Here is a 24,070-nt window from a genome sequence, read left to right as displayed (position 1 = left end):
AAGCCGAAGACCTCTTCCGAAAGTCAGTTTTGAACCGGAATGGCGCTGCAGAGCCGCGTCAATTCGATGCCGGCCTCAGACAGAGGTTCCTTCAGGCTTTGCGCCTTTTCAGGCGTCAGGCGCGTAGCGGGTCCAGCGATGGCGACTGCGCCGATGAGCGTTTCACCCGCGCCGAACACCGGGGTCGCCAAGGCTGCAGTATGCGGGTCGGCCACGCCAGAGGTGTACAAAACCACTCCTTCAGTCGCTTGAACCTTGGCGGTCGACGCATACCGGCGAAGCACTTGGGCTACTGCCGAGTTATCCATCGGTCTGACCTCGCCAGGCTGCGCACGAAGTCGAATGGGATTCGCTCCTTCAACGCGAAAAAGACAAAGCCGCTCATCACCGTGAGGAACGTAAAACATTGCGGTTTTGCCGCTTTGATCCGCAAGCTGCTCCAAAGTCGGCACCACGTAATCCTGCAGGCTGAACGCATGCTGATACGTAGTACCCAATCTGAGGATCTCCGCGTCCAAACGGTATCTTCCGTCCGGCAAGCGCGCGACCAGCCGAAATCGCTGCAGCGACGCGATGTGCCGCAATATCGTGCTCTTCACCAGACCGGTGCGTTCCGCAAGTTCAACAAGGCTCAACGCGCGATCGCCATGCTTGAACGCGGTCAAGATTGCCAGAACGCGCTCGACCGAGGAAGCTCCCGTCGAGTCTTGAGCTTCAAGCTTTTTCTGAACCCGCCATAACCCGGTGACTCCAGCCACGATATCGTACCCTCTACGTAGCGTGTGGACAGCGCCAGCCGCCACCCTTGCTTGATTTGCCAAACGTGCTCCGCACGCCGGCCGGCCCGGCCGACGCCGAACTGAACCGATCTCAGAGTAGAAGCGCCCCGAACACGGCACCGGCCACCAAGGCAAGCCTATCCAGCCCACTGGGGAGTTCGCTCTAAAATGAAACGGCGTTCCATTATTGGAAAACGAACGCTATTTCAATATTCAATTTTTCATGGACGCATGCGGAGCCGGAGTTTTTGTACCTTGCCAAAAATGAAACGCCGTTCTATAATGCTGGAAAATGAGCATTGCAAAAGGGAGGTCGCGCTGATGGCTGTTGGGTTCAAGATTGTGAAGCGGACGAGGAAGGTTGGCGCCGACATCGTCGAGCGATTTTCACGTCTGCCTGTAGCTAACGTGAGCGATGCCATGTCGCGCATGACGGCGGGAGGCGCGAGCCTGCGCCCGCTGCATGCCGGAGGTGGTATGGCTGGCGTGGCTTTGACCGTGAAAACGCGCCCCGGCGACAACCTTATGCTTCACAAGGCGATGGCTATGGCCGAGCCGGGCGACGTCATCGTGGTCGACGCCGGTGGCGATCTGACCAACGCCCTGATCGGCGAGATGATGCTAACCCGTATCATCGAGAGCAAGATCGCCGGTTTGGTTATCAACGGTGCCGTTCGGGACTCCGCCTTTATCCGCAGCAACAAATTTCCAGTCTTCGCAGCCGGTGTCACTCATCGGGGGCCTTATAAGAACGGACCGGGCGAGATTAACGTGCCCGTCGCTTTCGATGGCATGGTGGTCGAGCCTGGCGATCTGATCATCGGAGACGACGACGGCTTGCTCTGCGTTCCGTTTGACGACGTGGACGAAGTCTTGAAAGGGGCTACCGCAAAGCTCGCAGCCGAGCAAAAGCAGATCGCAAACATCAAGGCGGGAACGCACGATGCCTCTTGGGTCGACAAGGCCCTACGCGAGCTCAAGTGCGAGGGGCTGGACTGAAAGCGTATCATTCGAACAGGGATTCCGGAGGCGAGGGCATTGAGGCTTCGCCGCCGGCATCCATCCATCGTTGATCTGACAATTGGCTGCAGCCGTTTCGACGGCCACCGCAAGTAGAGCAAGCGCTCCTATGTCGATTACATCTCCGCATCTTTCCGTGCGTGAAGATTGGTTGAGCTTGAAGACCGAGGAAGTCCTGGATCCCGGTCAGCCGATCGTCGATGCTCATCACCATCTGTGGGATCGGCCCGGAGCCTGCTACCTGTTTCCGGAATATCTCGCGGATGTGCGTTCGGGCCACAAAGTCGTGGCGAGCATCTTCGCGCAATGCAGGTCGATGTATCGCGATTCCGGTCCGGACGAGATGCGGCCCATCGGTGAGGTCGAGTTCATCAACGGCGTTGCGGCGCAGTCGGCGTCCGGGATCTACGGACAATTCCGCGCTTGCACGGCAATAGTCGGATTTGCTGAGCTCACTCTCGGCGCCAAGGTCGCTCCCGTGCTGCAAGCGCTGGTGCGAGCCGGAGGCGATCGCCTTCGAGGCATACGGAACACAACTGCGTGGCATCAGGATCCGGCCATCCGCTCCAATCCGCAGCCACCGCCGCCCGGGCTATTGTCCAGCGATAAGTTTCGCCAAGGTGTCCGATGTTTGGCTCGAGAGAATTTGTCGCTGGATGTTTGGGCCTATCACACCCAACTGAATGAAGTCCTAGAGCTCACACAGCAGAATCCGGACCTCTCCATAATTTTGGATCACGTCGGCGGTCCGCTCGGTCTGGGACCATATGCCGGGCAGCGCGACGCCGTGTTTTTGGATTGGAAGGCAAGTGTTGCGAAGCTTGCAGCCTTGCCCAATGTGACAGTGAAGCTCGGCGGCCTTGGGATGAAAACGACCGGCTTCGTCTTTCACGAGCAACCTAAGCCACCGGGATCCCGGGAGCTGGCGGAAGCTTGGAAGCCTTACATCGAAACGTGCATCGAACTGTTCGGTCCTGACCGCTGCATGTTCGAAAGCAACTTCCCGGTCGACAAGGGAATGTGCTCGTATCTGATCCTCTGGAACGCCTTCAAAAGAATCGTCGAGAGATACAGTCAGCCCGAGAAGCAAGCGTTGTTCAGCGGCACGGCAATGCGCGTGTACCGTCTATCGCCGAATATAGTAGCGGATCATGCAGCTATGCCTTGAGACGGCTCGAATATCTACGACCCAGCAAAATCAAAACCGCTGGTAACAAAAAGACAAATTCAGGAGACGGCCATGGATGCGAGAAAGATGACGTTGGTCGCCCTTTTAGGCGCCGGCATGTTTATCAATGCTATCGACCGCGGCGCTCTCGGCGTCGCTGCTCCCCAGATGCTTGCTGATCTGAAAATGGATCCTGGTGTCATGGGACTGGCGCTATCGGCCTTCTATTGCAGCTACATTCTGTTCATGGTCCCGGTCGGGAGATATTCCGACAAGTATGGCGCGAAGGCCGCCTATGGTTGGGCCGCTGCCTTTTGGTCGTTGGCTTCCGCGGCCACGGGGTTGATCCAGGGATTTTATGGGTTGATGGCCGTGCGTCTTGCCGTTGGTGCCGGCGAGTCGGGTGCCAATCCGCTGGGCGCCAAGGTCATCAATGAAAACTTTGGCTCGGAAGAGCGCGCGAGAGCGATGACGTGGTGTCTGTCCGGCACGAAGCTGGGACTCGCGGCCGTGCCTGTCCTTATGGGCTTCCTGATGGCAACGTGGAATTGGCGCGTCGCGTTCATCGTAACGGGACTCGCAAGCTTGATATGGTGTTTTGCGTGGTACGCTCTTTTCAAAGAGAGCCCCAAGGCGGCTCATCTTGGCGCGAAGAAGGACGAGCAGATACCGTGGAAGAAATTGCTCGGCAACCGGACGACTTTGGGCCTGATGCTCACCAAGTTTTTCCTCGACTACCTCTGGGTCGTATTCATCAGCTGGTTGCCAACCTACCTGGTGATGGAGCGAGGATTCTCCATCCTTAAAATGGGCCTATATGCTTCGATTCCGTGGATCGTCGGTTTCGTCGCACAGCCAGCCATGGGGCATTTCTCTGATTGGCTCATCAAGAAGGGAGTAAGCGTCACCAACTCGAGGAAATATTGTCTCGTCGGATCGCAACTCGTCGCAGCGCTAGTCATTGGGGTAGGCTTTGTCGAAGACCCGATGATCGCGGTCGCGCTTCTCACCATCAATATTGCAGGTGAGTCGGCGTCAGCCGGCATTATGTGGACGATACTGTCCGAAGTGTCGCCCAAAGGACTCGGCGGAACGCTGACCAGCGCCGTCAATACCGTGAGCTCCGTGGCAGGCGTCATGGCGCCGACCGTAACGGGGTTTGTCTATCAATTCACGGGAAGCTTCCAAATGGCCTTGCTCCTCGCCGGATTGGGAATCTTGATATCGGCGTGCTCCATTCTCTTCATCGTTCCGGAAATCCGGCCCATAGAGCTCGGCGACGAAAACGAGGAATTGTCGACCAGCGCACTAGCACAGGGTGGAGGAGCTCGATGAAGTAGTCATCCTCACAGCACCAACCGGCGCGCTTTGGTGAAAGGCGCGTCGGCTAGGTCGCGTGTGAGAACATCGGCATCCCCGGCGTATCGAGTGTCGCCTGTAGGAGCGATCCGGTTCGGCTCTCAGTGATGAAGAGGGTCTTTTGCTCGGGACCACCAAACGCAAGATTGGTCGTCCCCACGCCTGCACATGAAACGATGCGATCCAGGGGTTCCGCCAGCGGCGAAAGACGCCACACGGAGCCAAAGCCGGTGTGGCAGATCAGAAGGTTTCCTGCGTTGTCGAACGCCAAGCCGTCTGGGCCCCCCGGGCCGCCATGCAAGTGCGCAAATATACTGACTTTGGTGATCAGACCGCTGGCCGGTAGCGGCACGCGCCAAATCTGGTTCGCCCGCGTTACCGCGACAAGCAGAAAGCTCTCCTCCGGATCGACGACGATCCCATTTGGGCTCGGTATGGTATTTACAAGGCACGTCAATTGGCCTGCAGGCGTCAGCTTCCAGACGCGGCCGGTGGGATCGTGCATTCCGGTCTGGCCCTGATCCGTGAAGTAGAGATTCCCTGAGTTTGAGAAGACAAGATCATTCACGCCCTTGAAGCTTTCGCTGGCGGCCGTCTCCAGAAAAGGCGTCACCGATCCGCGCATAGGATCGAGCAGCATGATCCCGCGCTTGTAGTCCGTAATGAAGATCCTTCCGTCATGATGGATCTTCAGCCCATTCGGCCAACCATCGTATTCGGTGATGAGCTCCCATTGGCCATCGGACCAAACTCTGAAGATACGACCGTAGGGAATGTCGGTGATGTAGAGCCGCCCCTCTCGATCGAACGACGGGCCCTCGAGGAAACAATCGATCGCACGGCCGCCTTGGTTTGCATCGGCCCACGCGGTGCGACGCGGTTTGCGAAACTGATCCGGCAATCGTGTGAAGACGGTTGTTTCGATCCGACGCGGAGGGGAAAAGAAGGTCATTTGGTCACCGGGCGAAAGCCGTAGAGCTCAACGGGGTTATCAACCAAAATGCGCTTGAACGTCGCGTCGCTGCCCGCCCACTCGGCAAGAAGATCGAACAAGCGGGCATCATCGGGTTTGTTTTCTCTCTCCGAAGGGTGTGGCCAGTCGCTCCCCCAGACCAATCGCTCCGGAGCTGCCTTCGCGTACGCCTTCGCGACAGCACCTGCATCAGTATAGTCAGGGGGACCAGATTTGCTTGATATGTAAGCTCCGGACAGCTTGATCCACGTTTTTCCTCGATCGAGCATTCCGCGGATGACTTTGTACGTCGCGCTGTCCAGCCCGTCGGGCTGCGGTACCTGCGCCAAATGGTCGAACACGAGAGGGCCGGGGAGCGACATCAACAGATCGGCGTTTTCTTCAATCTGCTTGGGGTGCATGTTGATTTGGCAGGTCCAACCGAGGTCCGCCAGGCGAGGCGCAAGCATTTTCAGCGAACTCACTGTCAGCCCGCCGGGAAATCTGAGATTGAAACGAACGCCGCGGACCCCCTGTTCGTTCAGCTGCTGGAGTTCTGCATCCGGGACATTCTCGGCGACGACGGCGACGACGCGAAAGTCTTCGGGACCGAGCGCTTGCCGGGATGCAATCTGCAGCCGATTGTCGGTTCCGTACGTCGATGGCTGGATGATCACGCCACGGGTGGTGCCTGTGCGGCCCTGCAATGCACGGTAGTCGTCGGGGGTGGCATCTTCGGGAAGCAGCGTGGCGCCCGCGATGGGCGGGTATCGCTTGTCATAGGTGTGGAAGTGACAATCAACCGCTCCGGGAGGTGCGACGGCGCGCGCTTTCGAGGCACCGCTCGACCATTTGACCTCTTGAGCAATCACGCTGGAGCCGGTCGAAAGAACGGCTCCCGATAGCGTCCCGAGAAGAGTTCTGCGCGTCAGCGATGATGATGCCACGGCGTCCGCTCCCTGTTCTATTGAGCGGCATTTAAGGCACTTCAGAACGTTCTTGCAAGAAGAAAGGAAACGGCGTTTCGTTTTAGGCCGCGGCTCCCGTAGCGCGTCCTGCTGTGCGTTTGCGTCCTCGTTTGCCCGCGTTTGATGGCGGTGTTCCGCCGCAGGCCGTCGATAGCTTGTGCGCCATTTCAACCAAATGTTCTTTAAGTTGCTCGGCTCGCGTTGCCGTCAGCCGGCTTACAGGTCCGGAGATACACAAGGCTCCCATCAGTACGTTGCCGATGCCGAATATTGGCATGGCGAGAGACGCCGCATGGGGGTCGGTAACGCCTGACGTGAAGAGCGGAAGTTCGTCATCCGAGAGAGGGCCGGATTCATATTTTCGCAGCACCTGTGCAATTGCGGACTTATCCATCGGGCGCGTGTCGCCCGGTTGCACGTGCATGCGGATCCGGCTCGGGCTCTCCACCCGGAAGAGACAAAGGCGTTCGTCGCCGTTCCTCACATAGAAGGAGGCGGTCTCTCCTGTCTTCGCCGCGAGTTCATCCAACACGGGCGCAACGTGATCCGAGAGGCTAAAAGCCTGTTGATAGGCGGTTCCAAGGCGCAGGGTTTCTGCATCCAGCCGATAGCTCCCGTCGGGCAGGCGCGCCAGCAATCGATACTGCTCGAGGGACACTGCAAGACGCATGATTGTGCTTTTGACCAAGCCGGTTCTCTGAGCAAGGTCGGATAGGCTCAACGCGCCATCACCGCGGCGGAATGCAGTCAAGACGGCTAGTGCTCGCTCGGCTGCCGAAACGCCCTTGACTGAAGATGCTGCCTCGCTCCGGGTTTGCTTTGCCATCTAAGACCTTCTACTTCCTTCGATTGGACCGAACACGCCTACTATTGCAGCTGTTCCAAAATGGCGCTGAAAAGCGAAAGACGCCCCGGTCCCGCGTCCATCTTCCCGGCACGTGGCCGCGTACTCGGGGGAGATAGTTGACGCAACCGTGCGCTGCAAGCGCCTTCTGGCGGGAACGAGAATCAGCAAAAGGTTAGCTAAGTTGCTGTTTACCACTCATTTTCTCTTCGTGGGAGGTAGGTCTGTGCAGTGGCCTTCAAAGACCTCTGCCGCCATGCCGACGGATTCGCCGAGCGTTGGATGCGGATGAATGGTCTTGCCGATATCGGCCGGCTCGCAGCCCATCTCGACCGCAAGACAGATCTCGCTGATGAGATCGCCTGCGTGCGTGCCGACGATGCCGCCACCGATTACGCGATGCGTTGTCGTGTCGAACAGCAGCTTTGTAAAGCCCTCGTCGCGGCCGTTGGCAATGGCGCGGCCCGACGCTGCCCAGGGGAAGACCGACTTGCCGAACTTGATGCCCTCGGCCTTGCACTGGTCTTCGGTCTTGCCCGCCCACGCAACCTCGGGATCGGTATAGGCGACGGAGGGAATCTGCCGCGCGTCGAAATAGGACTTCTCGCCGTGCGCGACCTCGGCAGCGACATGGCCTTCATGCACGGCCTTGTGCGCCAGCATCGGTTGTCCCACGATGTCGCCAATCGCAAAGATATGCTCCACGTTGGTGCGCATTTGCTTGTCGACATTGATGAAGCCGCGGTCGGCGACGGCGACACCCGCCTTATCGGCGCCGATCTTCTTGCCATTCGGGCTGCGGCCGACCGCGACCAGAACGAGGTCATAGAGTTGCGGCCCTGCAGGCGCCTGCTCGCCCTCGAAGCTCACCTCGATGCCGGCATCGGTTGCTTTGCCCGCCGCCGTCTTGGTCTTTAGCATGACCTTGTCGAAGCGCTTCGCATTCATCTTGTCCCAGACCTTGACCAGGTCGCGGTCGGCGCCCTGCATCAGGCCGTCGAGCATTTCGACGACGTCGATCCGCGCGCCGAGCGTCGAATAGACCGTCGCCATCTCGAGGCCGATAATGCCGCCGCCGATCACCAGCATGCGCTTGGGGATCGATTTGAGCAGCAGCGCGCCGGTCGAGTCGACGATACGGGGATCCTCAGGCAGGAACGGCAGCTTCATCGCCTGGCTGCCGGCGGCGATGATCGCATTCTTGAACTTGACGGTCTTCTTGGCTCCCGCACTGACCACTTCAAGGTGGTGCGGATCGAGGAAAGCACCGACGCCGGTCACGACCTCGACCTTGCGGGCCTTCGCCATGCCGGCAAGGCCGCCGGTCAGCTTCTTGATCACGCCATCCTTGAAGCCGCGCAGCTTGCCGAGATCGATCTGCGGCGTGCCGTAGGTGATGCCGTGATCGGGCAGATGCTTGACCTCATCGACGACGGACGCGGTGTGCAGCAGCGCTTTGCTCGGGATGCAGCCGACGTTGAGACAGACACCGCCGAGCGTCTCGTAACGCTCGACCAGTACGGTCTTCATGCCGAGATCGGCAGCGCGGAACGCTGCGGAGTAGCCGCCTGGCCCTGCGCCGAGCACCAGCATGTCGCATTCGATATCCGCCTTGCCGGTATAGGACGCGGCAGTGGGCGCAGGCAGTGGCGGAGCAGCGACAGGGGTTGGTTGCGGGGCCGACGCCTGCTTCAGCGGTGCGGCTGCGCCTTCCGCCTCGATCATCAGGATGGCCGAACCTTCACTGACCTTGTCGCCGACTTTGACCTTCACGTCCTTGACGACGCCGGCATGCGAGGACGGGATCTCCATGGATGCCTTATCGGACTCCACCATGATCAGGCTGGTGTCGACCGCGACGATCTCGCCGGGCTTCACGAGGACCTCGATGACCGCGACATCCTTGAAGTCGCCGATGTCAGGAACCTTGACTTCGATTTGCTGAGCCATGCTGTTTCCCCCCGATCCCTAGAACAACACGCGCCGCAGATCGGCGAGCACATTGGCGAAATGGACGTTGAAGCGCGCAGCCGCCGCGCCGTCGATGACGCGGTGGTCCCAGGATAGCGACAGCGGCAAGGTCAAACGCGACGTCCAGGTCTTGCCGTCCAGCGAATGCTGCTTCCAGTAGCCCTTGCAGACGCCCATGATCGCCACCTCAGGCGCGTTGATGATCGGCGTGAAGTAGATCCCGCCGATGCCGCCGAGCGAGGAGATGGAAAAGGTGCCGCCCTGCATCTGATCCGGCTTGATCTTGCCCTCGCGCGCCAGCTTGGCCAGCGCGTTCATCTCGGTGGCGATGTCCGGGATCGATTTCTTGTCGGCATCGCGGATCACAGGCACCATCAGGCCATTCGGTGTGTCCGCCGCAAAGCCGATGTGCCAGTAATTCTTGTAGACCAGCGTGTCGCCATCGAGACTGGCGTTAAACTCCGGAAACTTCTTCAGTGCCGCGACCGCCGCCTTCACCATGAAAGGCAGGAGCGAGAGCTTGACGCCGCTCTTCTCCAGCTCCTTGTTCATCTTCACGCGGAACTGCTCGAGCTCGGTGATATCAGCCTCGTCATGGGTCGTGACATGCGGGATGACCACCCAGTTGCGATGCAGATTGGCTGCCGAGATCTTCTTGATGCGGCCAAGCTCCTTGCGCTCGATGGGCCCAAATTTTGCGAAATCAATCTTGGGCCAGGGCAGGAGATCGATGCCGCCGGCGCCGTTTCCGGCTGCCGCCGCAGCCAGAGGCTTGGCGGATGTAGCCCCGCCGCCCTTGGCGAAGGCCTTCACGTCCTCGCGCTGAATGCGGCCGTGATTGCCGGTGCCCGTGACCTTGCCGAGATCGACGCCCAATTCGCGCGCGAGCTTGCGGACTGCTGGACCGGCATAGGCGAGGGCGAATGCCTTTTCGTCCAATGCGCCGACCTGTGCTGCCGGAGTTGGTGCCGCCGCGGGTGCCGGTGCAGCAGCTGGAGCGGACACCGTGGCCCCGCCACCCGTCGCCAGCACGAGGATGACTGCACCCTCTCTGACCTTGTCGCCAATCTTCACCTTGATCTCGCGCACGGTGCCGGAAAGCGGCGCCGGCACCTCCATCGTCGCCTTGTCCGACTCCAGCGCGATCAGCGGATCTTCCGCCTTCACGTTGTCGCCGGGTTTGACGAAGATCTCGATGACAGGCACGTCCTTGAAGTCTCCGATGTCAGGGACGCGCACCTCGGCTAGTCCAGCCGGAGCGCTGGTTGGCGATGGCGGCGCGCTGACGACCGGGCGCGCGTCGGCCTGCTCGGCGCCCGCGCCCTCGAACTGTACGATCACTGTGCCTTCGCTGACCTTGTCGCCGACCTTCACGACCACGGACTTCACGACGCCGCCGCGCGGCGAGGGTACCTCCATGGTCGCCTTGTCGGACTCCAGTGCAACCAGCGGGTCCTCGGCCTTCACTTTGTCGCCCGGCTTGACGAAAATTTCGATGACCGGGACGTCCTTGAAATCACCGATGTCCGGAACCTTGATATCGATCAGACCACTCATCGCTCTGCCCTCGGTTCCGCTTATCACAGGGTCCAGGGCGCAGCGCGCCCGGCGTCGATGTGATATTTAGAGATGGCGTCAGCGACGACCGCCGGCTTGATTGCACCATCGTCGGCGAGGGCCTTGAGCGCCGCGACTGCCACATAGTGCCGGTCAACCTCGAAGAACTTCCGGAGCTTGACCCGATAATCGCTGCGGCCGAATCCGTCCGTCCCCAGCGTGACGTAGCGGCGTCCGGCGGCGTGGACGTATTCCCGGATCTGGTCGGGATAGTTGCGCATGTAGTCGGTCGATGCGACCACCGGTCCCGGATGAGTTTCAAGCTGCCTTTCAACCCAGCTCTTGCGGCGCGGCTCAGTCGGATGCAGCAGGTTCCGGCGCTCTGCCGCGATGCCGTCGCGGCGCAGCTCGTTGAAGCTGGTTGCACTCCAGACATCGGCGGTGACGCCGAAGTCGGCTTTGAGCAGATCGGCAGCTGCAATGACTTCGCGCAGGATCGTGCCGGAGCCGAGGAGTTGGACCCGCAGTCCCTTCTTTACGATCTCGCCGCCATCCTTGAGCAGATACATCCCCTTGAGAATGCCTTCCTCAGCGCCCTTGCCGGCTTCGGCAAGGGCGGGATGCGGATAATTCTCATTCATCAACGTGATGTAGTAGTAAACGTCCTCCTGCGCCTCATACATGCGGCGCATGCCTTCGCGGATGATGGTGACCACCTCATAGCCGAAGGTCGGATCGTAGGACACGCAGTTCGGGATGGTGCCGGCCAGCACGTGGCTGTGGCCGTCCTCATGCTGGAGGCCCTCGCCATTCAGCGTGGTACGGCCGGCGGTGCCGCCGAGCAGAAAGCCGCGCGCACGCATGTCGCCGGCAAGCCAGGCGAGGTCGCCGACGCGCTGCAGGCCAAACATCGAATAGTAGATGTAGAACGGGATCATCGGCACGTTGTTGGTCGAATAGGATGTCGCCGCGACGATCCAGCTCGACATCGCGCCGCCCTCGTTGATGCCCTCCTGGAACACCTGTCCGCTCTTGTCCTCGCGGTAATACATCAGCTGATCGGCATCCTGCGGCCGATAGAGCTGGCCGACCGACGAATAGATGCCGAGCTGGCGGAACATGCCCTCCATGCCGAAGGTGCGGGATTCGTCCGGCACGATCGGCACGATGTGCTTGCCGATCGCCTTGTCGCGCACCAGAGTGCCGAGCATTTGCACGAATGCCATTGTGGTCGAGATTTCGCGATCGCCGGTGTTCTCGAGCAGCCGCTGGAACGTCGAAAGCGGCGGAATCTGCAAGGATTCTGATTTTCGACGGCGTTGCGGCAAAGCACCCCCGAGCTTCTCGCGCTGCGCGCGGAAATACTTCATCTCCACGCTGTCTTCCGGCAGCTTGAGGAAAGGTACGTTGGCAAGATCCGCATCGGCGACCGGCACCTGGAAGCGGTCGCGGAAGCCGCGCAAAGCGTCCTGCGTCATCTTCTTGGCCTGGTGGGCGATCATCTGGCCTTCGCCGGATTCCCCCATGCCGTACCCCTTGACCGTCTTCGGCAAAATGACCGTCGGCTGGCCCTTGTGGTTCACGGCCGCGGTGTAGGCGGCGAACACCTTTTCCGGATCATGGCCGCCGCGTGCCAGCTGCCAGATCTCGTCATCGCTCATGTCGGCGACAAGCTGCTTGGTTTCCTCGTACTTGCCGAAGAAGTGCTCGCGGATATAGGCGCCGCTCTTGCTCTTGAAGTCCTGGTATTCGCCGTCGACGCATTCGTCCATCAGCTGAAGCAGCCGGCCGCTGTTGTCCTTTTCAAGCAGACGATCCCAGCCCGAGCCCCACAGCACCTTGATGACGTTCCAGCCGGCACCGCGGAATATGCTTTCAAGTTCCTGGACGATCTTGCCGTTGCCGCGAACCGGGCCGTCGAGCCGCTGCAGGTTGCAGTTGATGACGAAGATCAGATTGTCGAGGTTCTCGCGGCCGGCGAGCGAGATCGCGCCGAGCGATTCCGGTTCGTCGGTTTCGCCGTCACCCATGAACGCCCAGACCTTGCGGTTCGACGTCTGGGCCAAATGACGGTTCTCGAGATACTTCAGGAAGCGCGCTTGATAGATCGCCATCAGCGGTCCAAGGCCCATCGACACTGTCGGAAATTGCCAGAAGTCCGGCATCAACCAGGGATGCGGATAGCTCGAAAGACCTTTGCCGCCGGTCTCCTGACGAAAGCCCAGCAGCTGCTCCTCGCTCAGCCGCCCCTCGAGGAAAGCGCGCGCGTAGATGCCGGGGGAGCAATGGCCCTGGAAGAAAATCAGGTCGCCGCCATGGCCCTCAGTCGGCGCGTGCCAGAAATGGCCGAAGCCGATGTCGTAGAGCGTCGCCGCGGACTGAAAGCTTGCGATATGGCCGCCAAGTTCAGAGCTTTCCTTATTGGCGCGCAACACGATGGCGAGCGCGTTCCAGCGGATGAGCGAGCGAAGCTTGTGTTCGATGGCGCGATCTCCCGGCAGCGGTGGCTGCTGGCTGACCGGGATCGTGTTGCAATAGGGCGTGGTCAGCGATTGTTCTATCGGAAGGCCACTGTTACGCGCGGCCTCGATTACCGTATTGACGACGAACGCGGCTCGCTCAGTCCCTCGATGCTCCTTGACCGCGGCGAGAGCATCCAGCCATTCCCGAGTTTCCGCCGTGTCGGAGTCTCTCATCGCGTCCATTAGTCCCTCCCGTGAAATCTTGTTCTATCGTCACTGGATGTAGTTGTGTTGGCCGCGATCAGCTCCCGCGCAGGCAGACCAGCAAGGCTTGCGCCGGATGGTGTAACGTCTGCCGGTCGATCAGTTTGACCTGGGAGCGGCAAGAATAGCCGGTCGCGACCAGGCGGCCGCCCGACGCCCATTTCCCGACGTGCCCTCCCCAGCTCATTTCGTAGATTTTCTCAGATGTGGCTCGGTGCTCGGCCTCGTGGCCGTAGGTGCCGGCCATCCCGCAGCACCCCGACGACAAAACACGCAGGCGGGCGCCAGCGGCGGCAAAAGCCGATTGCCAGTGCCGCAGGCTGGTCAAGGCGATCGAGCGCTCCGAGCAATGCGGCAACAGCAGATATTCCTCGTCGGATTTAGCGCCCTCGGGAATTGAATCGAGGTGGCCAGCCAGCCACTCCTGCACGAGGTGGACAGGAGGCGGCCGGTCTGCATCCGGCAACATAATGTATTCGGACCGGTAGGTCAGTGTCATGGATGCGTCGACCCCGACCAGTTCGACGCCGGTAGCGGCGAGGTCTCGCAGCATGGCTGCATTGCGAGCCGCCGTCCGGATGAACGCACCAAGAAAGCCATGTACGTGCAGTGGCTTTCCATTGGGAAGGAAGGGCGTCACATACGGTTGGAATCCCATGACCTTCATGAGATCGAGGACTGCCAAAACGATCTCTGGGTCGTACCAGCTGGTGAATGCGTCCTGGACCAGCACTACACTCCGCGCCCGCTCCTCGGCAGACAAGCCCTTGAGCACATCAGCACTCGCAATCTTGATTCCGCGCGCTTTCAGTTCCCGCCGCATCGACAGGGACGAGAATTTCGGCGTATGAACCAGCCCGATCGTGCGCATGGCGAGACGACCGATTGGTGTTGCAAGGATCAGATTATAGAGGCCGCCGATCTTGCTGATCGTTGGCAGCATTGCCTCAAGCGAGCCCACCATGTGATCGCGAACAGGCCGCAGATAGCGACCGTGATAGAGTTCGAGAAACTTGGCGCGGAAGGAGGGCACGTCCACCTTGATCGGACATTGCCCGCTGCAGGATTTGCACGCGAGGCAGCCGTCCATCGCATCCTTGACTTCATGCGAAAAGTCCTGTTCCGAAGACCAGGTGTTACGCATTCTGGCCAGCAAGTCGCGCCAGCCCGATCCTGTTCGCAGCGCTGCGGCTTCGGCTTCGGCATTCACACCCATGATGGCCAATTGCCGAAGCCATTCGCGGGTGAGGGAAGCCCGTCCCTTTGGCGAGTGCCGGCGATCGCGCGTTGCCTTATAGGACGGGCACATCGCTTCGTCGGGATCCCAATTGAAGCACGCGCCATTGCCGTTGCAGTGCAACGCCTCGTCGTAGGCGGTGCGTGTTGGGCCGAGGATCGTCCTGTCGAGTTGTCCTCGCGTGACCAGCCCATCGATCGAGAGCAGATGGCCGCCCTCGGGTGCCGCGATTTTTCCGGGGTTAAGTTGATTACGGGGGTCGAACGCTACCTTGATCGATTGTAGCGCGGGGTATAGCGGACCGAAGAAGCGCGGAGAGAATTCAGAGCGTACACCTTTGCCGTGTTCGCCCCAGAGGAGGCCGCCGTATTTTTTGGTGATCCGGACAACGTCTTCCGTCACCTCCCGAATGAGGATCTCCTGTTGTGGATCCTTCATATCGATGGCCGGACGAACGTGAAGCACGCCGGCATCCACGTGGCCGAACATGCCATAGCTCAACCTGCGGGCATCCAGGGCTGCGCGAAACTCCGAGATGTAGTCGGCCAAATGCTCGGGCGGGACCGCGGTATCCTCCACGAACGGGATTGGTCGCTTGTCACCCTGCATGTTGCCGAGCAGCCCGACCGACTTCTTGCGCATCTCCCAGATTGCGTTCACGTCGGCGTGGCCGCGTGCAACGGTGAAGCCGCGCCGCCCATGCGAATGGTTCGCTGATGCAAACGCCTGCGTTATCCGGCTAACTGGGTTTTCGACTTCCGCTTCGGAGTTACCGACGAATTCGACCAGGTTCACACCCGTAGCTCGTTGTCCATCGTCGTCCGGGAAGTATTGCCGAACCGAATCCCAGATGACGTCGCCTTGTGCAAGGCCCAGCACTTTCGAGTCGACGGTTTCGATTGAGGCCGCGCCAAACCGCATCAATTCCTGCGCGTCCCGTAAGGCGGCATCGAAGCTGTCATAGCGCACGTTGACCAGCGCGCTGTGTTTTGGAATGGGTACGACGTTCAGCTTTGCTTCCGCAATCAGAGCAAGCGTGCCTTCGCTGCCGCAAAGGATCGAATTGAGGTTGAAGCGGCCGGCGTCGTCGCGGATATGCGCCAGATCATAGCCTGTGAGGCAACGGTTCAACTTCGGGAAGTGGGCAGCGATCAAATCCGATTGCTCGCGCTGAATGGCATCGACCACTCTGTGGACGGCGCCTACGCGATCCTTTCGTTGCTGGATCTGCCGGAGTTCCTCATCTTCAAGCGGCCGCGACCTCCAGACCGTGCCGTCCAGTAGGACGCACGTTAGCTCAAGCACATGATTGCGCGTCTTGCCGTACAAACACGAGCCTTGGCCGCATGCATCGGTGCTGATCATGCCGCCGACCGTAGCCCGATTGGAGGTCGAAAGTTCGGGCGGGAAAAACAGCCCATATTCGGCGAGTGCGGCGTTGAGCTGGTCCTTCACGACCCCGGCCTGCACCCGCACCCAGCCTTCCGCCGGATTGATCTCCAGAATCCGGTTCATGTGGCGAGAGACGTCCACCACCACACCGTTCGTCAGCGACTGACCATTGGTGCCAGTTCCGCCGCCACGCGGTGCGAACACAATGTCCTCGAAGCGCGGATCGCCGAGCGCGTGCGCGATGCGCGTCAGATCCTCGATCGTGCGCGGGAAGACCAGGAGTTGCGGAAGAAGCTGGTAGATCGAGTTGTCGGTCGCCGAGACGATCCGGTCGCCGTATGCCGGCGCAAGGTCTCCCTCGAACCCCCGCACACGAAGTTCCGTGGCGAGATCGATATGCAGGGAAGTCGAGGTCGGTACCTCGGAAATGCGTGGCAGCATTTTGCGTTCCTACCCGTAACCCGCGCAGCGCACTGCTTTTTCATGAAAACTCGGGGCCTAGGCGATAGTCCAGCGCTTTATCGCCGCGGCCCGCAAAATGAAACACCGTTTCAAAAAAGATTGCAAGTCGTCCCTCTTTGGGTTATTGGGCTTAGACAGGCCGGGGTAACGCTGGCCGAGGGAGGGAGTAGATGCCGAGCAGTCCTGCCGCGTCGACCGGCACAGATTTTACCGCAGTGCAAGAGCGGATCCTGTCCAAGGTGCTTTGGCGGATCGTGCCGTTCCTGCTCATCTGTTACATCATCGCCTATCTTGACCGGGTGAACGTCGGGATCGCCAGCCTCACGATGAACAAGGACATCGGGATCTCGCACTCCGAATTCGGGTGGAGCGCCGGACTGTTCTTCTTTGGCTATTTCTTGGCTGAGGTGCCGAGCAATCTGGCCCTTCAGGCGGTCGGCGCCCGCAAATGGATCGCTCGCATTCTGATTACATGGGGCTTGCTCTCGGCCTGCACCGCATTCGCAGTTGGCCCCACGAGCTTCGGCGTCATGCGCTTTCTGCTCGGTCTTGGTGAGGCTGGTTTTACGCCGGGTGTATTCCTCTATTTCACGTACTGGTTCCCGGCGCGTGTGCGCGGTACGGCGACAGCCGCGTTTTTGCTCGGCATCCCGATCGCCAACATCATCGGAGCGCCGATATCAAGCTCCCTCTTGGCCCTCGACGGCGTTGCTGGACTGCACGGTTGGCAGTGGCTTTTAATCCTCGAGGGTCTGCCTGCGACTATCCTCGGATTCGTTTGTCTCTTCACGCTCACCGACAAACCCGAACAAGCCAATTGGCTGACCGAAGACGAGCGCGCCTGGCTCGTCAGCGTGCTTGCGAGTGAGCGCCAGTACATCGCTTCCAAGCATCCCACGAGATTGAGGGACGCATTCACCAATTGGCGCGTTCTTGTGTGCGCGGTCGTCAACTTCTGCGCCATCATTGGTTCGGTCGGGCTCGGACTATGGATGCCGCAGATCCTGAAGGGCTTCGGCTTTGGCGTCGTGACGATCGGCTTCATCGCCGCGATCCCCTACATTTGCGGCGCCATCGCAATGATGTTGTGGGCCAGGCTGTCGGATAAGGGCGGAGAGCGAAGCTGGTTCGTGGCTTCGGCCCTCATATTGGGCGCCGTTTCTCTGGTCGCTTGCGGTCTGGCGACGTCTTCGGCGCTCCTTTCCATCATAGCTCTTTGCGGCGCGGTCGTTGGGATCATGTGTTACCAATCCACATTCTGGCCGATACCATCTAGCTTTTTGACCGGCAGCGCAGCCGCCGGAGGGCTCGCCCTTATAGTCTCGATCGGCAATCTTGGTGGCTTTGTCGGTCCGTACCTTATCGGTGAAATCCGCGAGTCGACGGGTAGCTTTGCGTGGGCACTGATCTCAGTGGGCGCATTTCTGACCTTGGCCGCGATCCTCATTCGGGTCGTCGGGATCAGTCTCCGACAACCGCAGCCGGCAGTGGCTGGCGGCGGCGTCCACCCGATTTCCACTATGTCAAAAGGAGTTTGACGATGAGCGACAAGAAGCAGTTTCGTCTCGGGTTAGTTGGCTACGGTGAAATCGGCAGTACGCTTGGAAAGGGGTTGCGCGAAGCCGGCCTGCAAGAAATCTTCTGCTACGATAAGTACGCCTTCAATGGTCCTTACGCGGACCTCATTCAGGAGCGCGCCAAAGCAGCTGGCGTTACGCTTGTGAAATCCAACAAGGAACTCGCTGACGCGGCCGAGCTGATCTTCAGTGTAACGCCAGGTTCCGCTTCGCTGGAAAGTGCCGACGCTTTTGCGCCATTTATCACGGATCGGCACACTTTTCTCGACTTCGCGTCCGCCACTCCGAAGATCAAGAAGAGCGTCGCGGACAAGCTTGCGTCAAGCGGCGCGCTTCTCGGCGACGGCTCGATCGAGGGAACGCCGCTCCATGGTTACTCGATGCGCATGCTGTCGAGCGGTCCCGCCGGCGAGCGCGTTCGGGATTGGCTCGTCCCGTGGGGCATGCAGATCGAATTCACCGGGCCAGTTCTCGGGACTGCATCCGGTATCAAGATTATCCGTTCCGTCCTTATCAAGGGCATTGAGGCGCTGACGGATGAAATGCTGCTGGCAGCCCGTCAATATGGGATCGACGAGGTCGTCCTCGCCTCTGCTTCCAAGACGCTGGCGCGGCCCTTCATGGATACGGTCCACAGCCTCACGCCGTCCGGCGTGATCCACGCCAAGCGCCGCGCGGAGGAGCTTGAGATGTCGGCGGATGCCGTCGCAGACGCCGGTGTCGAGCCAATCATGGCGCGTGCGATCGCGGCCCGCCTGCGGTGGAAGGAAAGCTTGGGTCTGAAGGACCACTTCAAGGGCGTTGTGCCGGCCAACTACAAAATCGCCATCGATGCGATCGTCGAGAAGATGCAGAGCAAAGCAAGAGCAGCCGAATAGGGCGATGAATAGGGAGGTGGATGTGGCGAGCGTTCGAACAGATCTGGACCAGTTTGAAAAGGCGACGATGCGCAAGGTGATCCTGCGCCTCGTACCCTTTTTGATGGTCTGCTATTTCTTCGCGTTGCTGGACCGCGTCAATGTCGGCTTTGCTGCTCTGCAGATGAACAAGGATCTCGGTCTTACTCCCGCGGTGTTCGGCTTTGGCGCGAGTCTATTCTTCGTCTCGTATTTTCTCGTTGAAGTTCCTAGCAATTTGGCGCTTCAGAAGGTGGGCGCCCGACGCTGGATCGCGCGTATTATGATCACGTGGGGCCTTGTGACGGCGTGCATGGCCCTCGTTGTCGGGCCGTATTCGCTTTACGCAATGCGGTTCCTGCTCGGTGCCGCGGAGGCGGGCTTCTTTCCCGGCGCAGTCCTCTACCTGACGTATTGGCTTCCGTCGCAATATCGGGCGCGTATCTTGGCGACTTTCACGGTCTCGATTCCGCTTGCGACATTCCTCGGGTCACCCCTATCCGTCAGTCTGCTTGAACTCGACGGCATGCTCGGCCTGCGCGGCTGGCAGTGGCTCTTTATTCTGGAGGGATTGCCCACCGTGCTTCTCGGCTTTGCCTGTCTGTTCGTCTTGACCGACAAGCCGGCGCAGGCGACATGGCTCACAACCGAAGAAAGGGAGTGGCTGACGGGACGCATAGAGGCCGAGGCCGCCATGCGCAAGCCGGTCGGGCATCTCTCGCTCTGGCAACTGGCGACAAATAAGTACTTCCTTGTCATGGCGCTTGTTTGTTCCGGTGCGTCGGCAACCGGCAGCGTCTTGTCGGTATGGCAACCACAGCTTCTGAAGTCGTTCGGATTGACGAACCTGCAAACCGGCTTCGTCAATGCCATTCCTTATGGCATTGCAACGGTCGTGATGGTTCTGTGGGGCCGCCATTCCGACGGGACTGCAGAGCGTCGCTGGCACACCGCTATTCCACTCTTGCTCGCGGCGGGTGGCTTCGCCGCACTGGGCCTGACGGGGACCGAAGTCGTTCCAACGATCATAATGGTCACCTGCTGCCTGGTGGGAGCCTATGCCTTCAAGGGCCCATTCTGGGCGCTGTCGGCAAGCTGGCTCTCGGCAAGCACGCTCGCGGCGGGTCTCGCCGGCATCAATGCTATCGCCAATCTGATCGGCGGCGGACTCATGGTCAACGTGGTCGGCCTCGTCAAGGAATGGACAGGCAGTTTTGTTCTGGGAATGTTGCCGCTTGCTTTGCTGTGTGCGGTCGCTGCCATCAGCGTATTGGTGCTCGGCCGGAACGCGACGCGCGCGGCGGATACGGATGTTGCGACCGTAAAGCCCTGATCAAGAAGGCTACGGACATATCATTTGGAGACTGCGCCAAACTCACTTGAGGATTGGCGCGGCAGGTTCTGACCGGCTCGGGTTCCGAGCCGGAACGGTAGCTCGCGTCCCTGGGTGGGCGGCGAGCGAGCACAGGAAGTCATCGCCGCATTAGGCGGTAGTCGATGAATTGAGCAAGAAAGGACGCGTGATGCCGAAGGGTTCTGATTTGCTGGTCAAGGCGCTGGAGAACGAGGGCGTCGACCGCATTTTCGGTGTTCCCGGAGAAGAGAATCTGGACGTCGTCGAGAGTCTGCGCAATTCGTCCATCGAATTGATCCTGACCCGGCACGAACAGGGAGCGGCCTTTATGGCAGCGACCTACGGCAGGTTGACCGGAAAGCCCGGCGTCTGCATCACGACGTTGGGACCGGGGGCTCTCAATCTTACGACTGGTGCGGCGTATGCGCTGCTGGGCGCTATGCCGATGATCATGATCACCGGGCAAAAGGGCATCATGAAAAGCCGCCAGGCCGGCTTTCAGATCGTTGACGTCGTAAGCGCCTTCAGGCCGCTCACAAAGATGTCGCGTCAGATCGTCTCGACTTCGACTATTCCGACCTTGGTGCGAGATGCTTTCCGCATTGCAGCCGAGGAGCGTCCGGGGCCCGTCCTTCTTGAGTTGCCCGAGGACATCGCTGGCGAGGAGACGGATCCCGTTGCGATCGTTCCGCTTCATCCGATCGAAATCCCCGTGGCTCACCGGGCCTCGCTCGATCGTGCTGCGGAAATGATCCTATCTGCTAAGCGGCCGCTTATCATGCTGGGGGCCGCGGCGTCGCGGCCGCGAAGCACCGCCGGAATTGGCGGCTTCGTGCGGCGGACAAGGATTCCGTTCTTTACCACCCAAATGGGTAAGGGAACGGTGCCGGGTGGCAGCAACCTCTACATGGGAACGGCGGCGCTATCCGAGCGTGATTATGTGCATGAAGCGATCGACCAGGCCGATCTCATCATAGCCATCGGTCACGACACAATTGAAAAGCCTCCATTCATTATGGGTCCTAATGGGCCCCAGGTCATCCACGTTAGTTACACGCCGGCGACGGTCGAACAGGTCTACTTTCCACAATGCGAGGTCGTCGGCGACGTCGGGCCGAGCCTCGAACTGCTCGCTGACCGCGTGGAGGGTCGGTTACACAACAACGGTGCATTGCTCGGATTGCGTGAAGGAATCTTGAGCCGAATTTCGGACCGCGACCGAGAAGACCGTTGGCCGGTGACGCCACAGCGTCTGGTTCACGACGTTCGACAGGTTATCCCGGAGAACGGCATCGTCGCGCTCGACAATGGCATGTACAAGATCTGGTTTGCGCGCAACTACCGAACCTACGTCGCCAACACGTTGCTGCTCGACAACGCACTCGCCACCATGGGTGCCGGCCTGCCGTCGGCGATGATGGCTGCAATGCTGTATCCGGACCGTCGCGTGATGGCGATCTGCGGCGACGGCGGCTTCATGATGAACAGCCAGGAGCTCGAGACGGCGGTCCGCCTCAAGCTTAATCTGGTGGTGCTGATCCTCAACGATGGCGCCTACGGTATGATCCGCTGGAAGCAGGCGGTCGACAGTTTCACGGACTTCGGCCTGACCTTCGGCAACCCAGACTTCGTGCGCTATGCGGAGTCCTATGGCGCCAAGGGCTCGCGCGTCACCTCTGTGGATGGGCTGGTGCCGACCCTGGAGGCCGCTTTCAAGGGCGGCGGCGTCCACCTCGTCGATGTCGCGATTGACTATTCCGAGAACATGCGTGTGCTGGTCGAGGAACTGCGCAACCGCAAGCTCGGCGTCAAGCCGTCCTGACAAGAACCGATGTGCTGGCGCGCGATCGGGCTCCTTGTCCCGGTGGGCTACGTCCCTGCCGCACTCGCGATGCCAAAAGGAGATAACGATGATTGGACGATTCACCTTCCAGGCGCCATCGAACATCCTCTTCGAGCCAGGCGCTTCGGGAAAGATCAGTGAACTTGTCGCGGGCTACGGTGCCAAGCGCGTCATGCTGGTGACGGACAAGGGCGTCCGTGACGCGGGGTTGACCAAGGCTGCCGAGGGCTCGTTTGCCGCCGCCGGCATCAAGCTCAGCGTGTTCGAGGAGGTGGTTGCCGATCCGCCATCGCATATTGTCGAGGCCGCGGCCGCCGCCTGTCGCGCCGACGATATCGAGCTGGTACTCTCGATCGGTGGCGGCAGCGCGCTCGATACCGCAAAGCTTGTCGCCTATCTCGCCAAAACGCCGGATCGTCTGGACGATATCTACGGCGTCGGCCTTGCCAAGGGAAAGCGCCTACCGCTGCTGCTGGTGCCTACCACAGCCGGCACCGGCTCGGAGGTGACGCCGATTGCAATCGTGACCACGCCGACCACCGAGAAGAAGGGCGTGGTATCGCCGGTGCTGATCCCGGATTGGGCGATCCTCGATCCAGAATTGACGCTCGGCCTGCCTGTGCACGTCACCGCCGCGACCGGGATCGATGCCATGGTGCATGCGATCGAGGCCTATACCAGCAAGGTCAAGAAGAACCCAATTTCCGACGAGTTGGCGCGCCAGGCGCTCGCGCTGCTGTCGGCCAACGTGCGCAAGGTCTGCCAAAATGGCCGCGACCTCGACGCACGCGCGGAAATGTTGCTTGGATCGATGCTGGCCGGCATGGCGTTTGCCAACGCCCCCGTCGCTGCGGTCCATGCGTTGGCCTATCCGATCGGCGCGATCTTTCACGTGCCGCATGGCCTGTCGAACGCGCTAGTGCTGCGGCACGTGCTCGAGTTCAATCTCCAGGCCGCAGAAGGGCTCTATGCAGAGCTCGCCGAGATTGTGAAGCCCGGCCTGCGCGGCAGCGTGCCTGAGAAGGCGCGTGCTTTCATCGACGAGATGACGGCGATCGGCCGCGACTGCCAGGTGCCGGCCTCGCTCGCCGATATGGGGATCGGGCGTGACGATCTGAAGAAACTCGCCAAGGACGCGATGAAGCAGACCCGGCTGCTGGTCAACAATCCCCGTGAACTGTCATTGGACGACGCCTATGCGATCTACAGTGCCGCCTTCGGCGACGGCAGCAACCGCTTCGTGAAGGCCTCCCATGGCTGAGAAAGGTCAGACCGATCCGTTCGGCTCGATGGCCTCGCAATGGCTGGAGTCATGGCGTGCGATGGCAGGATCCGCCGCCAGCGTCGGCGAGACCTGGTCGAACTCGATGCTGCCCTTCATCATGAAGCGTGCAGCCGAGAGTGTGCTCGGCATGACCGGCAACGATCTCGCCGAGGCCATCGAGCGGATGGCAAAGGGGCCCCGGCTGGCCGACGTGCTCGATTTCGACCGAAAGCTCGCGAGCCTGACGGCGGCCTGGAACGAGCTACAAGGAAAGCTTGCCGCCTATCAGGTCATCGCCGCGAAGCCTTGGGTACGTGCGGCGGAGCAGTTTAGACAAAGGTCACCGGAGGAGAAGACCAAAGAAGCCGGCTGGCGCGAACAGCTTGGCGCATGGAACCAACTTGCCAACGAGGAACTGATCGCCAATCAGCGCACCGACGAATTCCTGGCCGCGCAGAAACAATTGCTGCAGGCCGCGATCGAATTTCGCGCCCGGCAATCCGAGATCGCCGACACCATCGCGGCCATGCTGGGTATCCCGACGCAGCGCGACTTCGACGAGGTGACGCGCCAACTCACCGAGCTCAGGCGCGAGGTGAGGGCGCTGGAGCGCCGGGTCAGCGAGGCGGGATCGCGGGGGCACGCATGAGCAGCGAGAAGCACAAGTTGAATCCGGCTGGTCAGTTTGCAGAGCTGACCGA

The 24,070-nt window shown here is 60.4% G+C and carries 17 protein-coding genes; 9 read left to right on the top strand and 8 right to left on the bottom strand.

Translation table 11 applies throughout. The annotated features are described in order from the left end of the window. Window positions 1–23: 23 nt before the first annotated feature. Window positions 24–758, bottom strand: a complete 735-nt coding sequence (locus ACRQ5Q_RS41830; RefSeq protein WP_439400142.1) for an IclR family transcriptional regulator — start codon at window positions 756–758, stop codon at window positions 24–26. A 342-nt stretch (window positions 759–1,100) separates the two neighbouring features. Between ACRQ5Q_RS41830 and ACRQ5Q_RS41825 the strand changes: the two genes are divergently transcribed. From ACRQ5Q_RS41825 to ACRQ5Q_RS41815, 3 genes are all read left to right on the top strand, one after another. Next, window positions 1,101–1,778: an RraA family protein gene (locus ACRQ5Q_RS41825; protein ID WP_439400517.1), complete on the top strand. Its 678-nt coding sequence runs from the start codon at window positions 1,101–1,103 to the stop codon at window positions 1,776–1,778. Between the two features lie 130 nt (window positions 1,779–1,908). Further along, window positions 1,909–2,967: an amidohydrolase family protein gene (locus tag ACRQ5Q_RS41820; RefSeq protein WP_439400141.1), complete on the top strand. Its 1,059-nt coding sequence runs from the start codon at window positions 1,909–1,911 to the stop codon at window positions 2,965–2,967. A gap of 72 nt (window positions 2,968–3,039) precedes the next feature. Then, the gene (locus ACRQ5Q_RS41815; RefSeq protein WP_439400140.1) at window positions 3,040–4,302 is read left to right on the top strand and encodes an MFS transporter; all 1,263 of its coding nucleotides are present in this window, start codon (window positions 3,040–3,042) and stop codon (window positions 4,300–4,302) included. A gap of 52 nt (window positions 4,303–4,354) precedes the next feature. On the opposite strand, the gene ACRQ5Q_RS41810 is transcribed toward ACRQ5Q_RS41815, so the two are convergent. From ACRQ5Q_RS41810 to ydiJ, 7 genes are all read right to left on the bottom strand, one after another. Further along, window positions 4,355–5,278 carry an SMP-30/gluconolactonase/LRE family protein gene (locus tag ACRQ5Q_RS41810; protein ID WP_439400139.1) on the bottom strand — a complete coding sequence of 308 codons (924 nt, stop codon included), beginning with the start codon at window positions 5,276–5,278 and terminating at the stop codon, window positions 4,355–4,357. After that, complete coding sequence (locus ACRQ5Q_RS41805) at window positions 5,275–6,225, bottom strand: amidohydrolase family protein (RefSeq protein ID WP_439400138.1); 951 nt, start codon at window positions 6,223–6,225, stop codon at window positions 5,275–5,277. The genes ACRQ5Q_RS41810 and ACRQ5Q_RS41805 overlap by 4 nt, the downstream gene beginning before the upstream one ends. 82 nt (window positions 6,226–6,307) lie before the next feature. Then, window positions 6,308–7,072, bottom strand: coding sequence for an IclR family transcriptional regulator (locus tag ACRQ5Q_RS41800; protein WP_439400137.1), 765 nt, complete (start codon window positions 7,070–7,072; stop codon window positions 6,308–6,310). Window positions 7,073–7,288: 216 nt separating this feature from the next. Then, window positions 7,289–9,040 (bottom strand): dihydrolipoyl dehydrogenase, encoded by a 1,752-nt coding sequence (gene lpdA / locus ACRQ5Q_RS41795; RefSeq protein WP_439400136.1) that lies wholly within the window; start codon window positions 9,038–9,040, stop codon window positions 7,289–7,291. An 18-nt stretch (window positions 9,041–9,058) separates the two neighbouring features. Continuing rightward, window positions 9,059–10,618, bottom strand: coding sequence for a dihydrolipoyllysine-residue acetyltransferase (locus ACRQ5Q_RS41790; RefSeq protein WP_439400135.1), 1,560 nt, complete (start codon window positions 10,616–10,618; stop codon window positions 9,059–9,061). A 23-nt stretch (window positions 10,619–10,641) separates the two neighbouring features. Next, complete coding sequence (gene aceE, locus ACRQ5Q_RS41785; protein WP_439400134.1) at window positions 10,642–13,323, bottom strand: pyruvate dehydrogenase (acetyl-transferring), homodimeric type; 2,682 nt, start codon at window positions 13,321–13,323, stop codon at window positions 10,642–10,644. Between the two features lie 58 nt (window positions 13,324–13,381). Continuing rightward, entirely contained in the window at window positions 13,382–16,414 is a 3,033-nt protein-coding gene (gene ydiJ / locus ACRQ5Q_RS41780) for a D-2-hydroxyglutarate dehydrogenase YdiJ (RefSeq protein WP_439400133.1), read from the bottom strand. 191 nt (window positions 16,415–16,605) lie between these two features. On the opposite strand from ydiJ, the gene ACRQ5Q_RS41775 reads away from it, so the two are divergent. The 6 genes from ACRQ5Q_RS41775 to ACRQ5Q_RS41750 all read left to right on the top strand — a co-directional run bounded on the left by ACRQ5Q_RS41775 (window position 16,606) and on the right by ACRQ5Q_RS41750 (window position 24,018). Continuing rightward, a complete protein-coding gene (locus tag ACRQ5Q_RS41775; protein ID WP_439400132.1) occupies window positions 16,606–17,973 on the top strand; it encodes an MFS transporter in 1,368 nt (455 codons plus the stop codon). Between the two features lie 2 nt (window positions 17,974–17,975). Then, a complete protein-coding gene (locus ACRQ5Q_RS41770) occupies window positions 17,976–18,890 on the top strand; it encodes a DUF1932 domain-containing protein (protein WP_439400131.1) in 915 nt (304 codons plus the stop codon). A gap of 4 nt (window positions 18,891–18,894) precedes the next feature. Beyond that, the gene (locus ACRQ5Q_RS41765; protein ID WP_439400130.1) at window positions 18,895–20,241 is read left to right on the top strand and encodes an MFS transporter; all 1,347 of its coding nucleotides are present in this window, start codon (window positions 18,895–18,897) and stop codon (window positions 20,239–20,241) included. Window positions 20,242–20,431: 190 nt separating this feature from the next. Then, window positions 20,432–22,084, top strand: a complete 1,653-nt coding sequence (locus ACRQ5Q_RS41760; protein ID WP_439400516.1) for an acetolactate synthase large subunit — start codon at window positions 20,432–20,434, stop codon at window positions 22,082–22,084. A 91-nt stretch (window positions 22,085–22,175) separates the two neighbouring features. After that, window positions 22,176–23,366: an iron-containing alcohol dehydrogenase gene (locus tag ACRQ5Q_RS41755; RefSeq protein WP_439400515.1), complete on the top strand. Its 1,191-nt coding sequence runs from the start codon at window positions 22,176–22,178 to the stop codon at window positions 23,364–23,366. Next, a complete protein-coding gene (locus ACRQ5Q_RS41750) occupies window positions 23,359–24,018 on the top strand; it encodes a poly(R)-hydroxyalkanoic acid synthase subunit PhaE (RefSeq protein WP_439400129.1) in 660 nt (219 codons plus the stop codon). Before ACRQ5Q_RS41755 ends, ACRQ5Q_RS41750 begins: the two co-directional genes overlap by 8 nt. The last annotated feature ends 52 nt before the right edge of the window (window positions 24,019–24,070 follow it).

Source organism: Bradyrhizobium sp. PMVTL-01, assembly GCF_051861855.1.
GTDB lineage: Bacteria > Pseudomonadota > Alphaproteobacteria > Rhizobiales > Xanthobacteraceae > Bradyrhizobium.
The sequence above is the reverse complement of the archived record's forward strand: the minus strand, read 5'-3'. Positions and strand labels throughout refer to the sequence as shown.

Excerpts from the sequence above, each read along its gene's own strand:
- ACRQ5Q_RS41825 (WP_439400517.1), top strand. The coding sequence starts at position 1,101 with ATGGCTGTTGGGTTCAAGATTGTGAAGCGGACGAGGAAGGTTGGCGCC.
- ACRQ5Q_RS41820 (WP_439400141.1), top strand. The coding sequence starts at position 1,909 with ATGTCGATTACATCTCCGCATCTTTCCGTGCGTGAAGATTGGTTGAGC.
- ACRQ5Q_RS41815 (WP_439400140.1), top strand. The coding sequence starts at position 3,040 with ATGGATGCGAGAAAGATGACGTTGGTCGCCCTTTTAGGCGCCGGCATG.
- ACRQ5Q_RS41810 (WP_439400139.1), bottom strand. The coding sequence starts at position 5,278 with ATGACCTTCTTTTCCCCTCCGCGTCGGATCGAAACAACCGTCTTCACA.
- ACRQ5Q_RS41800 (WP_439400137.1), bottom strand. The coding sequence starts at position 7,072 with ATGGCAAAGCAAACCCGGAGCGAGGCAGCATCTTCAGTCAAGGGCGTT.
- lpdA (WP_439400136.1), bottom strand. The coding sequence starts at position 9,040 with ATGGCTCAGCAAATCGAAGTCAAGGTTCCTGACATCGGCGACTTCAAG.
- ACRQ5Q_RS41790 (WP_439400135.1), bottom strand. The coding sequence starts at position 10,618 with ATGAGTGGTCTGATCGATATCAAGGTTCCGGACATCGGTGATTTCAAG.
- aceE (WP_439400134.1), bottom strand. The coding sequence starts at position 13,323 with ATGGACGCGATGAGAGACTCCGACACGGCGGAAACTCGGGAATGGCTG.
- ydiJ (WP_439400133.1), bottom strand. The coding sequence starts at position 16,414 with ATGCTGCCACGCATTTCCGAGGTACCGACCTCGACTTCCCTGCATATC.
- ACRQ5Q_RS41775 (WP_439400132.1), top strand. The coding sequence starts at position 16,606 with ATGCCGAGCAGTCCTGCCGCGTCGACCGGCACAGATTTTACCGCAGTG.
- ACRQ5Q_RS41770 (WP_439400131.1), top strand. The coding sequence starts at position 17,976 with ATGAGCGACAAGAAGCAGTTTCGTCTCGGGTTAGTTGGCTACGGTGAA.
- ACRQ5Q_RS41765 (WP_439400130.1), top strand. The coding sequence starts at position 18,895 with ATGAATAGGGAGGTGGATGTGGCGAGCGTTCGAACAGATCTGGACCAG.
- ACRQ5Q_RS41760 (WP_439400516.1), top strand. The coding sequence starts at position 20,432 with ATGCCGAAGGGTTCTGATTTGCTGGTCAAGGCGCTGGAGAACGAGGGC.
- ACRQ5Q_RS41750 (WP_439400129.1), top strand. The coding sequence starts at position 23,359 with ATGGCTGAGAAAGGTCAGACCGATCCGTTCGGCTCGATGGCCTCGCAA.